11 protein-coding genes are annotated in these 13,406 nt (G+C 69.9%); 1 reads left to right on the top strand and 10 read right to left on the bottom strand.

All coding sequences use genetic code 11. The features are described 5' to 3' along the window. Positions 1-32 precede the first annotated feature (32 nt). Positions 33-800 (top strand): ABC transporter ATP-binding protein, encoded by a 768-nt coding sequence (locus tag FHS23_RS04810; RefSeq protein WP_343053643.1) that lies wholly within the window; start codon positions 33-35, stop codon positions 798-800. 451 nt (positions 801-1,251) lie between these two features. Here the strand turns inward: FHS23_RS04810 and FHS23_RS04805 are convergent, their stop codons facing one another. The 10 genes from FHS23_RS04805 to dusB form a co-directional block, all read right to left on the bottom strand. Next, positions 1,252-1,425 carry a hypothetical protein gene (locus FHS23_RS04805; protein ID WP_183648342.1) on the bottom strand — a complete coding sequence of 58 codons (174 nt, stop codon included), beginning with the start codon at positions 1,423-1,425 and terminating at the stop codon, positions 1,252-1,254. A 119-nt stretch (positions 1,426-1,544) separates the two neighbouring features. Next, a complete protein-coding gene (gene pstB / locus FHS23_RS04800; RefSeq protein WP_183648338.1) occupies positions 1,545-2,324 on the bottom strand; it encodes a phosphate ABC transporter ATP-binding protein PstB in 780 nt (259 codons plus the stop codon). A 26-nt stretch (positions 2,325-2,350) separates the two neighbouring features. After that, positions 2,351-3,436 carry a phosphate ABC transporter permease PstA gene (gene pstA / locus FHS23_RS04795; protein ID WP_183648335.1) on the bottom strand — a complete coding sequence of 362 codons (1,086 nt, stop codon included), beginning with the start codon at positions 3,434-3,436 and terminating at the stop codon, positions 2,351-2,353. Continuing rightward, positions 3,436-4,386, bottom strand: coding sequence for a phosphate ABC transporter permease subunit PstC (gene pstC, locus FHS23_RS04790; RefSeq protein WP_183648332.1), 951 nt, complete (start codon positions 4,384-4,386; stop codon positions 3,436-3,438). The genes pstA and pstC overlap by 1 nt, the downstream gene beginning before the upstream one ends. 180 nt (positions 4,387-4,566) lie before the next feature. Continuing rightward, entirely contained in the window at positions 4,567-5,655 is a 1,089-nt protein-coding gene (pstS, locus tag FHS23_RS04785) for a phosphate ABC transporter substrate-binding protein PstS (protein ID WP_183648329.1), read from the bottom strand. Positions 5,656-5,904: 249 nt separating this feature from the next. Next, entirely contained in the window at positions 5,905-6,567 is a 663-nt protein-coding gene (gene phoU / locus FHS23_RS04780; protein ID WP_183648327.1) for a phosphate signaling complex protein PhoU, read from the bottom strand. Between the two features lie 172 nt (positions 6,568-6,739). Beyond that, positions 6,740-8,635 (bottom strand): LCP family protein, encoded by a 1,896-nt coding sequence (locus FHS23_RS04775; protein ID WP_343053642.1) that lies wholly within the window; start codon positions 8,633-8,635, stop codon positions 6,740-6,742. A gap of 1,644 nt (positions 8,636-10,279) precedes the next feature. Next, entirely contained in the window at positions 10,280-10,996 is a 717-nt protein-coding gene (locus FHS23_RS04770; protein WP_343053641.1) for a GGDEF domain-containing protein, read from the bottom strand. A 172-nt stretch (positions 10,997-11,168) separates the two neighbouring features. Further along, positions 11,169-11,813 carry a winged helix-turn-helix transcriptional regulator gene (locus FHS23_RS04765; RefSeq protein ID WP_183648320.1) on the bottom strand — a complete coding sequence of 215 codons (645 nt, stop codon included), beginning with the start codon at positions 11,811-11,813 and terminating at the stop codon, positions 11,169-11,171. Between the two features lie 197 nt (positions 11,814-12,010). Next, positions 12,011-13,150, bottom strand: a complete 1,140-nt coding sequence (gene dusB, locus FHS23_RS04760; protein ID WP_183648319.1) for a tRNA dihydrouridine synthase DusB — start codon at positions 13,148-13,150, stop codon at positions 12,011-12,013. Positions 13,151-13,406 lie beyond the last annotated feature (256 nt).

Genomic DNA, 13,406 nt, shown 5'->3' with positions numbered 1-13,406 from the left:
CGACCCCGCGGCCAGGAACGACGGAGTCCGCTGTGGACGCCGGCCTGGCCGCCGATCGGGTGTCGCGGTCGCTCGGCGGCGGGCTCGTGCTCGACGGCGTGAGCGTGGCACCCGCCGACGGGTCGACCGTGGGCGTGCTCGGACCGAACGGATCGGGCAAGTCGACGTTGCTACGGGTGCTGGCCGGCGTCCTCGAGCCGTCGGCGGGTCTGGTCACTGTGGACGGCCGGGAGCTGGCCGACGTACCCAGGCGGACGCTGGCGAAGCGCGTCGCCGTCGTCGAACAGCACTCCGACACCCAGATCCCGTTGACGGTGCGCGACGTCGTCGGACTCGGTCGGGTGCCGCACCGCCGGGCGTGGCTGTCGGCGTCGGCCGACGACGACGCGGCGGTCCAGGAGGCGCTGGAGCAGACCGGCATGACGGCCAGGTCAGCCCAGCGCTGGCAGACCCTGTCGGGCGGCGAACGCCAACGGGTGCAGATCGCCCGGGCGCTCGCCCAGCGTCCGCGGGAACTGCTTCTCGACGAACCGACGAACCACCTCGACGTGCAGCACCAGTTCGAGCTTCTCGATCTGCTGGCCTCGCTGCCCGTGACGTCCGTGATCGCCCTGCACGACCTGAACCTCGCCGCGATGTACTGCGATGAGATCGTGCTGCTCGACCACGGCGCCGTCGTCGCGGCGGGCGACCCGGCGGACGTGCTCACCGAGGAGCTGATCCTGCAGGTCTACAACGTCAAGGCCGAGGTCACCACCAGCCCCGAAGGCCACCCCCACGTCCGCTTCCTCCGCACCTGACCCGACACGCGTGTTGCGTTCCCCGGGGCCCGTGTTGTGGTTTCCGGGGCCCGTGTTGCAGCCCCCGGGGCCCGTGTTGCGTTCCCCGGGGCCCGTGTTGCGGCCCCAGGGCCCGTGTTCTGCGCTCGGAGAACGCGTGTCCTGCGTTGTGCGCCGCGTCAGTCGCCCTGCCTGCTCAACGCTTCCACTCCGCGAACTCGGCAGCCGTCGCACGGAACATGTCCACGGACATGTCGTAGGCGGCACTGCCGGAACGATGCGTCGCGGCGCCTCGTCGAGGTCTACGACCTCGACCAGAACCTCGGCCCGCCCGCGCCGGATCGAAATCCTCGAACCTCACCGAACATCGCGCCGAGTTGTTCGCGCAGCGGCGCATACGCGGGGTTCGGCGTGGTCGTCGTCAACCCACGACCGGACAGGTCGGTGTCGTCACCGCCGGGGCGGACGGTCGTCACGGAGAGCCGAACGCTTCGACCTCCATCGATAGGTCACCGCTGATCGTCTCGAGCGCGGCCTTCGCCGACGCGCTCGTCGACGCCACGCTGCGGGCTTTCGCACCCGCGTGGCCGTCGCCCGGACCGCACCACGGTCCCGATGGGCGCAGCCCGCCCGTGAGCCCGTCCACGGGGATTGTGGGGCACGCGCGGGTGCAACACCGCCCCCGCGAACTGCAACACGAGCCCCGGAAACCGCAACACGGCACCCCGAAGCCGCAACCCGGGGTGGTGGGCTGCGGGGGCAGCGTCAGCCGAAGCGGCCCGAGATGTAGTCCTCCGTGGCCTTCTGCGACGGCGTGGAGAAGATCCTCGTCGTCTCGTCGATCTCCACGAGCTCACCGGGCTTGCCGACGCCCTGCAGATTGAAGAACCCGGTGGTGTCGGACACGCGCGCGGCCTGCTGCATGTTGTGCGTGACGATGACGATCGTGTAGTTCTCCTTGAGCTCCAGCATCAGGTCCTCGATGGCCTGCGTGGAGATCGGGTCGAGCGCCGAGCACGGCTCGTCCATCAACAGCACCTCGGGCTGCACGGCGATGGCACGCGCGATACACAGCCGCTGCTGCTGTCCACCCGACAACCCCGAACCCGGCTTGTGCAGGCGGTCCTTGACCTCTTCCCACAGGTTGGCCGATTTCAGCGACCGCTCCACGAGGTCGTCCATGTCGGACTTCTTCAGCCGCTTGTTGTTCAGCTTGAGGCCGGCCGCCACGTTGTCGTAGATCGACATCGTGGGGAACGGGTTGGCCCGCTGGAACACCATGCCGATCTGCCTGCGCACGTTCACGGGGTCGACGTTGGCCCCGTACAGGTCGTCGTCGTCCATGACGACCGAGCCCTCGACGCGCGCGTTCGGCACGAGCTCGTGCATGCGGTTGAGGGTGCGCAGGAACGTCGACTTGCCGCAGCCCGACGGCCCGATCAGCGCCGTGACCGACCGCGGCTGGATCGTCATCGACACGCCCTGCACCGCGAGAAACTTGTCGTAGTAGATGTCGAGGTCTTTGACCTCGATGCGCTTAGCCACAGTTACTTCCTACTCTTTCCGGGCCGTCAGCGGGTCTTCGGGGCGAACAGCTTGGAGATGGCCCGAGCGACGAGGTTCAGCACCATCACGATGATGATCAGCACCAGAGCGGCACCCCACGCACGGTCGAACGACGCCTCCGCGAACAGGCCGGGGCTCTGGTACTCGTAGTACGAGAAGACCGACAGTGTGGTCATTCGACCGTCGAAGGGGTCGAAGTTGTCGCCGTCGGTCAGGCCCGCGGTCACCAGCAGTGGCGCGGTTTCACCGATGACACGGGCGATCGCGAGCGTGACGCCCGTGGCGATACCGGCCAGCGCTGTCGGCAGCACCACCTTCAGGATAGTCCGCCACTTGGGCACAGCGAGCGCGTACGAGGCTTCGCGCAGCTCGTTGGGTACGAGCTTGAGCATCTCCTCGGTGGAACGCACGACGGTGGGGATCATCAGCACGCTCAGTGCGACGGCGCCGGCCATACCCATGCGCACGCCGGGTCCGAACATCATCACGAACAGTGCGTAGGCGAACAGACCAGCGACGATCGACGGGATACCGGTCATGACGTCGACGAAGAACGTGATGGCCTTGGCGAGCTTGCCGCGGCCGTATTCGACGAGGTAGATCGCGGTGAGCATGCCGATCGGCACGGAGATCAGCGTGGCGAGCCCCGTGATGATCAGCGTGCCCATCATCGCGTGGTAGATGCCGCCGCCTTCGCTGGTGACGCCGACCATCGAGTACGTGAAGAACTCGGAATCGAACCGCACCACGCCCCTCGACACCACGGTGAAGATCACCGAGACGAGAGGCAGCAAGGCCAGCAGGAACGCACCGGAGACGGCAGCCGTGACGAACCGGTCGGTGGCCTTACGCGGCCCTTCCACGGCGCGCGACCAGGTGTAGATGATCACCACGTAGGCGGCCGCCGCGAGCAGTGCACACGGCACGATGTCCCAGTCGGCCAGGAACCAGAGCAGCAGGCCCGCCAGGCCCGCGGCCACGAGCGTGGTCGGCGCGGCACCCCGCGGCAGCTGACCGGCCGTGAGCGACACCCCGCCGAGCGGCGTGTTCAGGTCCGGGTCCTGTTGGGGAGTCGTGAGCGAGGTGGACATCAGTTGGCTCCGTCGAAGTCTTTGCGCCTGTTGATCACCGCGCGGGCGATCATGTTCACGGCCAGAGTGATGGCGAACAGCACGAGGCCGGAGGCGATCAACGTGTGGATCCCGACACCGGTCGCTTCGGGGAACTGCAGCGCGATGTTCGCGGCGATGGTCGGCGGGTTGTCACTGCTGATCAGGTTGAACGTGATGCCACCCGCGGACGCGGACAGCACCATCGCGACGGCCATCGTCTCGCCGAGCGCGCGGCCGAGGCCGAGCATCGAGGCGCCGATGATGCTGGAGCGGCCGAACGGCAGAGCGGCCATGCGGATCATCTCCCACCGCGTCGCGCCGATCGCGAGCGCGGCCTCCTCGTGCAGCTGCGGCGTCTGCATGAACGCCTCGCGCACGACGGCGGTGATGATCGGCAGCACCATCACGGCGAGCACGATGATCGCCACGAGCATGGTGCGGCCCGTCGAGGACGGCGGCCCCGCGAAGAACGGAATCCAGCCGAGGTACTCGGACGCCCAGGACGCGGGATCGACCGTGACGGGCGCCAGCACGTTCATGCCCCACAGGCCGAAGATGATGCTGGGCACCGCGGCGAGCAGGTCGATGATGTAGCCGAGGGCCTTGGCGATGCTGCGCGGTGCGTAATACGTGATGAACAGGGCGATCGCCACCGCGAGCGGCACGGCGATGACCAGCGCCAGCACCGCCGAGATCAGCGTGCCGAACAGCAGTGGCCAGATGTAGAAGACGAGTCCCTGGCCGCCTGGGATGTCCTCGGCGGGCGCCGTGAGCGCCGGCCACGCCTCCGTCACCAGGAAGACCGCGACACCCGCGAGCGCCACGAGGATCAACACGCCGGATCCGGTGGAGACACCGGCGAAGATGCGATCACCCGGACGTCGCGGCACCCGGTTCTTCCGGGGCGGGGCCTCGGTAGTGGAAGCCACGTTCTATCCCTTCCGTTCTTGCGTTCGGCCGCCGCGGTGGCGCACAAACCGGCTCACGAACAAGTCTCCTGACACGCGCGTGTCCGGGTGGTCACCTCGTCGTCGAGGAGACCACCCGGACAGTGCGGGGACGCCACTCGGGTCGCCCGTTGTCGCTTGTGCGACGGTTACCGACGGCTGTCAGCTGCCGGAGTTCGACGAGCCGATGGACTCGACGGCCGGCTTCACCTTGGACCGCAGGTCGTCGGAGATCGGCGCGGAACCGGCCTGCTCCGCAGCGGCCTTCTGGCCCTCTGCGCTGACGACGTAGTTCAGGTAGTTCTTGACCATGGTGGCCTTGTCGGCGTTGTCGTAGTTGCTGCAGGCCAGCACGTAGGACACCAGCACGATCGGGTAGGTGCCGGACTCCTTCGTGTCGCGGGCCAGGTCGAAGGCGAAGCTGTGCTCGCCGCGGCCCTCGACCCGCTCGGAGACGTCGAGCACGGCCGACGCGGCCTCCGGGGAGTACTTCACGAACTCGTCACCGACACCGACCTCGACGGTCGTCAGGTCGCCCGCCTGGCTGGCGTCGGCGTAACCGATGGTGCCACTGCCGTTCTTGACGGCCTGCACGACGCCGGAGGTGCCCTGCGCGGCCTCGCCGCCGTCGACCGGCCACTCGTCGCTGACCTCGTGCGGCCACTGCTCGGGCGCCGCGGCCTTGAGGTACTCGGCGAAGTTCTCCGTGGTGCCGGAGCCGTCGGCACGGTTCACCGGGACGATCCGGGTGTCCGGCAGGTTGACGCCCTTGTTGGTGGCGGCGATCTCCGGGTCGTTCCACTTGGTGATCTTCTGGTTGAAGATCTTGGCGATCGTTTCCGGCTTCAGCTTGAGGCTGTCGACACCTTCGATGTTGGTGATCAGCGCGACCGGCGAGACGTAAGCGGGAACCTCGACGAAGCCGCCCTCACCGCAACGCTCCTGGGCGGCCTTGACCTCCTTGTCGTCGAGGTAGGCGTCCGAGCCCGCGAAGTCCACGCCACCGTTGGTGAACTGCTCACGACCGCCGCTCGAGCCCACCGGGTCGTAGTTGATGGTGCCGTCGTTGTTCTCCAGGAAGCCGGTACGCCACGCGTTCTGCGCCGCCTCCTGCGAGCTGGCGCCCGCGCCGTTGACGGTGGGGCCACTCGCCGCCCCTTCCTCGTTGGCGGAGCCGCAGGCGACCAAGCCGAACGCGAGCGCGGCCGTCGTCGGCAGAACAAAGGCGCGGCCCAGGGTGGAACGCTTCACAGTTGACCTCTTCCGGGGTTCTGGTGCGGCAGTTCGCCTGCCGCCGCTCGGGGTGTGTGCCGCGTCGAACGCTATGGGCGGGACATGACACCGCTTCATGAAGCGAATGAACGGCAGGTGAACGAGGTGCGACGCGCCGACGACGTCACAGCGACATCACCGCGGGGTGACCGACCGCTGTCGGCAATGCATGCGCAGGTCATACGGCACGTGGCCACCGCGTAGCCCGAGCGGATTAGGACCCATCGATCAAACGTCGCTGGAACTGTGATTTGGCATACGCCCAGTGACGACGAACAGCATCCGGCGCGCCACGGAGACCGCGTGGTCGGCGTAACGCTCGTAGAACCGGCTCAGCAGCGTCAGGTCCACGGCCGGGGACACACCGTGCTGCCAGTCGCTGTCCATGATCACGGTGAACAGATTGCGGTGGATCTCGTCCACCTCGTCGTCGTCGTCCTCGAGGCTCTTGGCGGCCTCCGCGTCGTCACCGCGCACGACCCGTTCGAGCTTGCGAGCCAGGCGCACATCCACGTCACCGAGCCGCTCGAAGGCGGGCCGCACGTCCGGCGGCAGTACCGGCTCCGGGTGTCTGCGGCGGGCGGCCTTCGCGACGTGCAGCGCCAGGTCGCCCATCCGCTCGATGCTTTCGGCCGCGTGCAGCGCCGCGACCACGATGCGCAGGTCCGTCGCCACCGGCGCCTGCAGCGCGAGCAGGCCGTAGGCCTTCTCCTCGGCCGCCGACCGGGCGTCGTCCACCTTCACGTCGTCGCTGATGACCTGCTCGGCCGTTTCGAGGTCCTGGTGCAGCAGCGATCGCGTCGCGAGCTCCATCGCTTCGGCGACCAGCTGCACCATGTCACCCAGTTGGGCACGAAGATTGTCGAGTTCGAGGTTGTAGGCGTCCCGCATACGGCTGACTCTACGGCCCGTGATGGCCCAACGCCGAATCCGGATCTGAACCATCGGTGAACGCGAACCGACGGCTCGGTGAGAACTGCCGGGCGCGTCGATGCAGGTCCGCGGACTGCGAGCCGGTCTGTGGCCGCATCCGTGGCCCGTTCCTGGGCCGTCCGTGACTCCGTCAGGGTGCCGATGCGCTGGCGGGCTGTTCCACGGCCTGCTGTTCCTCGGAGGAGGGCTGCCCACCGGCGGACGCCTCGTCGGCCGGCTTCTCCTCACCCGGAAGTGGCGTGTTGTCGATGATCGCGTCGAACAGCGCCTGGGAGTCCTGTTCGAGCAGCACCTCGTTGCCACGTTCGTTGGCATCGCCGACCGTCGGCACGGTCAGGAACTCGACCTTGCCCGCGTCGAACCCGCGCATCGACTGCGCGAGCGTCAGCATCTGGTCGACGCCGATGCCCTCGCCGAACGTCGACCGCGTGAACGCGTTGACGAAGTTGCTCAGCTTGCCGGTGTCGAACAGCACGTCGCCCGACAACGTCCTGTCCAGCAGCGCCGACAGGAACTTCTGCTGGCGCTGCATCCGGCCGTAGTCGGAGAACGTCGGGTCGCTGTAGACCTTGCGCGCACGGACGTAGTTCAGCGCCTGGTCGCCCTGGAGCTTCACGTTCCCCGTCTCGGTGACGACCTTGCCGAGCGTCTGGTCGACGATCGGTTCGTCGATCTGCACGCGAACCCCGCCGACCGCGTCGACCATGCCCTTGAAGCCGTGGAAGTCGATGCCGACGAAGTGGTTGATCTTCATCCCGGTGAGTTCCTGGACCACCTTCGTCACACACTTCGGGCCGCCGACCGAGAACGCGGTGTTGATCTTGACCTGTTCGGCCGCGGGCATCACCTCGCCGTACCGGCCGGACTCGGAGTCCCAGCGCTCGCACGCGGGCCGCGTGATCTCCAGGTCACGCGGGAACGACACGACGACGGCACGGGTACGGTCCTCCGGCACGTGCGCCACCATCAACGTGTCCGACCGGGCGCCGCCGACGTCGGAGGCGGTACCGACGTTCTCCTCGGCCTCCGCACCCTCACGCGTGTCCGAGCCGAGGATGATGAAGTTCTCGTCGCCGAGCTGACCGGGCATGATGTGCGCCGAGTTCTCGTCGAGCGCCGCGATCTGGTTGAACTTCGAGTCGAACCACGTCTTCGCGCCCCACATGGTGCCCGTGGCGAGGAAGACCAGCGCGGCGGCGACGATCGCCAGCGTCTTGCTCGCGAGCCGTGCCCTGTCGTTCTTCCGCTTCTTCTTCTCCTGCAGCCGGGTGCGCGCGGGCGCGCCCTCCTCGGAATGCTCGTCGGAGTGCTCGTCGGACTGGTCGTCGGCGCGGTCCGCGGCGTGCTGCTCGCCGGACTGGTCGGCATCGGCACGTTCACCGGCCTCGCCCGCGGCGTCCCGGTCGCCCTTCACCGCCGAACCGCGGCCCCCGATCCTCGACGTCACGACGGCCTGCAATTTCGTGCGCGTGTGCTCGATCCTCGCCGCGAACCGTTCCTTGCGCGCGCGGCGCTCGCTCTCCTCGGCCTCCAGCTCGTCGTGTGCGGCGGAGAACCGGGCGAGCGTGTTGTCGATCTTGCGCTTGTACTGCGTCTGCTCGTCGACCGGCTCCATCTGGTCGGTCATCGAGACCCGGTCCTGCTCCCGGTCCCGACGGGGAGCGAGCGGCCTGCGCGGACGCGGCGGCGCGGGAGCCGCGCGACCGGGTTCCTCGGGCTCCGGGCCGTCCGGCTCGGGATCATCGGGAGCGGGTTCGGCCGGCGACGGCTCGGCCGGTGCGGGTTCGGCCGGCGACGGCTCGGCCGGTGCGGGTTCGGCGGGAGGCGGCGCCGCCGGTCTGCGCGGACGCGGCGCATCGGGCCGTTCGGCGCCGCGCGGCCCTGCACCCTGCACGGACCGCGGAGCCCCGGCGCCCCGTCGAACGCCGGGGTCGCCGTCGATGTCGCCGTGGCCGGGGTCGCCGTCGACGTCGCCGGGGTCGGGGTCGGGGTCGGGGTCAGGGCCGGCGTCCAGCACGGACGCCACGGCCCCGAACACGGTCGGCGGCTCGGGTTCGGGCTCGGAACGCGGCGGGCCCGGACGTCGCTCGGCACGCGCCGGATCGGGACGCGACGCCGGGCGACGCGGACCGGGACCGTCCACCGGCGGCCCCGCTGGACGGCCGTTCGGGTGCGGCGCACCCTCGGCGTGCGGTTCGGTGTGCCCGCGTGGCCGCCCCGCAGGCGGCGCCGGGGCGCGCCGGGGCGGCTCGACTGCCCGATTCGCGGGCGGCGGCCCCGCGGACTCGGGCGGTGCGGGCATTCCCGACGCCGCCGGAGCCGCGGGCGCGCCCGGATCGGCGGGTCGGGGCGGCCTGCGCTGTCCACCGGGTCGACCAGGCGGGCCCGGCGGTGCGGGCCGATCGAACGCCGCGGGCTGGCCGGAGGAGGCCGCAGGCGGCTCGGGAGCGGCCTGCGGGCGAGCGTCCCGGACCGGCCGCGGGTTCGGACCGGAATGGTGTGGTGTGCGCTGTCCCGGCGGAACCGGCGGACGCGGACCGCCCTGCGGCGCCCCGTCCGGACGCCCCGGACGGGGTGCGGCCGGTCCCGGCTCACGCTGCGGGCCACCGCTGGGCTGTTCTCTCGGCGGCCGCGGGTCGGCGGGACCGCCCCGCGGTTGCCGCGCGTCGGGCTCGGGCCGTGGCCTGCGCGCAGGCGGTTCGCCCGGCCCGGGTGAACGTCGCAGGTCCTGCTGCCGTCCCGGGTCCTGCTGTCGTCCGAGGTCATGCTGCCGTCCCGGGTCCTGCTGTTCCGGCTCGGGCGGACGTGCCGGCGGCGGGGCGGACGGCGGCGCGGGCGGCCGCGACGTCTGCGGGCGAGCGGGCGGTTCCGGCGACTCGGGTGGTGCAGGCTGTGCGGCACGCGGTGGTTCGGGACGCGGGGGTTCGGGACGTGGTTCGGGAGCCGATTCCGGCGGCGCGGGCGGGCCGGGCCGGGCCGGGGGTGCGGCGGGCGGCCGCCCGCCGCGGCGAGGGGGAACGGGAGGCTCACCGGCCCGCTCACCGTGGGCATCGGCGCGCGGTTCCGGTCGCGGTTCGGAACGGGGCTCCGGTCGTGGGGCGGGCCGAGGTTCGGGCCAGGGTTCCGGATGCGGTTCGGGGCGGGCCTCGGAGCGCGGTCCCTGGCGATGTTCGGGGCGCGATTCCGGATGCGCCTCGTGGCGCACCTCGGCCTCGGCGCGCCGACCGCGCGGTGACGACGGTGGCTCTGCGGGTTCCTCCGCGGCCCGGGAGAGTCTGCCCGCCTGCGGGTTGTAGCCCGTCTTGGCGAGCAACTCGGACACGCTCGTGCCGCCGTCCCCGTCGAGGGAACGCCGGCGTTTCCGTTCGGAGTCTGCCCGGTTGCGCTCGGCGCGACGACGCCATTCTGCGACCTGGTCGGCGGCGGCCTGGGCATGGCGCGAGGCAGGCGAGCCGTGCTCGTCGGACACGCGCCCACTCCTTCCCCAGAACACCGGTCACATGCCGCATTCGCGACATCACCGCGACCGTGGCGTGATCGACTTTCAGACAGTGTGCGCTATCGTACGGACGTCCCTCTTTCGTGACGACACCAAGGCCCGAACTTTTTACACAGAGTTGCGTTGTTTGGCGTCAACGGTCACCCCGTAGGGAACTGCGAGTGAACGCCTTCACGAATGCGGCCGAACCGAATACGCACTGAGAGTGCGTATCGAGTCGGCTTCGCGCGGCTCTTCGAAGGCTACCGAGTTGCGACCCTCTCGTTTTGCCTGGTAGAGGAACTCGTCCGCAATGCGGAGGCGCGCGTCGGCGTCGCCATCGGCAGGCGAAATGCCGGCACTGATCGTGACCGCCAGCCCCGGTTCCACCGTCCGCCACGGGAACTGTTCGACGCGCATGCGCGCCCGCTCGACGATCGCCGCGACCGTTCTCGGCGACGTCACCGGTACCACCAGCACGAACTCCTCGCCGCCGTAACGGGCGCAGAACCCGCCCGGCGGGAGCGACTGCCGGAGAATGCGCGCCACCTGCCGCAGCACCCGGTCGCCCACGTCGTGCCCGAAGCGGTCGTTGACGCTCTTGAACTCGTCGAGGTCGACCAGTGCGACGGCGACCGGGTCGAGCCACGGCAGGGTGCGGTCGAGGTAGCGGCGGTTGTACACGCCGGTGAGCGCGTCGGTCAGGCTCTCGTGGCGCAGCTGTTCGACCTCACGGCGGTACTGCTCGGGGATCGGGGTCGCAGCCGGCAGCCTCCTGGCGTGACCGAGCGCCGAGCGCAGGTGCTCGTAGGCGCTGCGCCAGTCACCCTGCTCGGCGAAGGCGGCGGCCAGTGATTCGTGGGCGGAGACCAGTGCGGCGGTGTCGTGGACGGGTTCGGCCGGCGTCACCGCGTCACCTCCAACAGCGTCGAACCCCATACAGGGATGTCGACAGAAGAGACGCGCCTCTTGAGCCGACGGGACCCGTAGAACGTGAGAATCGCTCAACAGGACGAGCGATGTCACAGGCGGCCACGGGCACAACCCGCCGCCGACCTCGGAACGGACGAAACGGGCGCGTTCAGATGCGGAACGACCGGGTGAACGCGGCCAGCAGTTCCTTCGGCCCGGTGATCGCGACGAGGCCGTCGGCCAGCGCGTCGTCCGGTGTCAGCTCCCCCGCGAGGAGCGCGCGGAACGCCGGGCCGGTGTCGACGACCAGATCGACACCGCCGGCCTCGCCGGGCGCGGCGGCGAGTTCCCCACCCTCGACACGGGCGTGCACGACGACGTCGCCGACCCGGATCTCGTAGGTCGCGTCGCTCTCCGCCTGGGCAGCTTCGGGCAGGAACGTCGAGCGCAGCGCCATGACCAGGGAATCGGCCGTGATGATCTCGTCGGGGCCCGGTTCGCCGAGTGCGCGGGCGCCCCAGCGGCCGAGGGCGAGGACGACGTCCTCGAGGTCGGCGCCGTACTCGGTGAGCGCGTACTCGACGGACCCGTCGGGCCGTGGCCGCAGCCTGCGTTCGACGATGCCCGCGGTCTCGAGTTCCTTCAGGCGCGCCGACAGAACGTTGGTCGGGATGCGCGGCAGACCGCGTTTCAGATCCGTGTAGCGCTTCGGCGAGACGAGCAGATCGCGGACGATCAGCAGCGCCCAACGTTCCCCGACCAGTTCGACGGCACGAACGAGCCCACAGAACTGCCCGTACTGCCGCTTTCCCATTCTTCGGAGTCTACCGCTTCATGCACCGCCCGAATCCCGCTTGCTTTTCCGCAGCGAGTGGGCGCTCGATCGCCCCACGAGCACCGCCGAGGCGTGGCACACAGCCATGCGCCGGAGTGCCTGTGAGCGGCGGTGGTCGGGCCGACAGGAGGAGGCACGGATCCTCCCTCACCGGTGCCGCCCCGGGAGCGTTCTGCTCAGCCCCCGGAATGCATCATGTCGGCGCCTTCGGGCACGCACGGGTCGTCGGGGTCGTCGAGCCAGCCGTGCGGCAGCGTGACCTTGCCGGGCGAGCCCTGCCTACCCCTCGGGCCGAGGGCGTCCGCGGGGAACGGCGCGTCGTGGGACAGCTTTCCGATGAGGTCGTCGAGCTGCTCGAGCGATGACACGGTCGCGAACGACCGCCGCAGCTCCGAGCCCACGGGGAAGCCCATGAAGTACCAGGCCATGTGCTTGCGGATGTCGCGCATGGCCTTGTCGTGGCCGTCGTGCTCGATGAGCAGCTCGGTGTGCCTGCGCAGCACCTGCGCGACCTCACCCAGGTTCGGCGCCTCCGGCCTCGGCCTGCCCTGGAACGCGGCCTCCAGCTCGCCGAACAACCACGGCCTGCCGAGGCACCCGCGACCGACGACGACGCCGTCGCAGCCGGTCTCGTCGACCATGCGTAGGGCGTCGTCGGCGGTGAAGATGTCGCCGTTGCCGAGCACCGGGATGCCCGTGACGGCTTCCTTGAGGCGTGCGATGTGCGACCAATCGGCCTTGCCGGAGTAGCGCTGCGCGGCGGTGCGGGCGTGCAGCGACACCGCGGCGGCACCCTCGGCCTCGGCGATCCGGCCCGCGTCGAGGTAGGTGTGGTGGTCGTCGTCGATGCCGACGCGGAACTTGACAGTCACGGGCACGCCCGCAGGCTCGGCGGCCTCGACAGACGCGCGCACGATGTTGCCGAACAGCGTGCGCTTGTACGGCAGGGCGGAGCCGCCGCCTTTGCGGGTCACCTTGGCCACGGGGCAGCCGTAGTTCTGGTCGATGTGGTCGGCCAGACCCTCCCCGATGATGATCTTCACGGCCTCCCGCATCGTCGCCGGATCGACGCCGTAGAGCTGCATCGACCGCGGGTACTCGCCCGCGGCGAAGGTCATCATGTGCATCGTGCCCGGATGGCGCTCGACGACGGCGCGGGCGGTGATCATCTCGCACACGTACAGCCCCGCGCCGTACTCCTGGCACAGCTGGCGGAACGCGACGTTGGTGATGCCCGCCATCGGAGCGAGCACGACGGGAGGGTCGACCCGATAAGGGCCGACCTGCAGCGCAGGCGTCGTCAAGGTGGCGGTCATGTCTCCAGGTTAGTCGCCGCCGACGACGATCATCGCCACCCCGCACGCCACCCGCACGCCGACCCGCCGACGCGCGGTCGTTCTGGCGAACCGAGGAGACACTCGACGTCGTCACATGGCTCCGTTCATACAACGAGGCCCACGGAGCCGCCGGAGCGCTCACGCACCCCACTGTCGGTGTTCACAATTCATTGTCCGCGCATTCCCCGAGGCGACGGTCGCCGTTCCGTGGACATTCGCACATTACCCGGCCGAC

The organism is Prauserella isguenensis, from assembly GCF_014191605.1.
In the GTDB taxonomy this organism is placed as follows: Bacteria; Actinomycetota; Actinomycetes; order Mycobacteriales; family Pseudonocardiaceae; genus Prauserella; species Prauserella isguenensis.
The sequence above is the reverse complement of the archived record's forward strand: the minus strand, read 5'-3'. Positions and strand labels throughout refer to the sequence as shown.

Coding starts and splice junctions, on each gene's coding strand:
- pstA (WP_183648335.1), bottom strand. CDS start 3,436: ATGTCCACCTCGCTCACGACTCCCCAACAGGACCCGGACCTGAACACG.
- phoU (WP_183648327.1), bottom strand. CDS start 6,567: ATGCGGGACGCCTACAACCTCGAACTCGACAATCTTCGTGCCCAACTG.
- FHS23_RS04765 (WP_183648320.1), bottom strand. CDS start 11,813: ATGGGAAAGCGGCAGTACGGGCAGTTCTGTGGGCTCGTTCGTGCCGTC.
- dusB (WP_183648319.1), bottom strand. CDS start 13,150: ATGACCGCCACCTTGACGACGCCTGCGCTGCAGGTCGGCCCTTATCGG.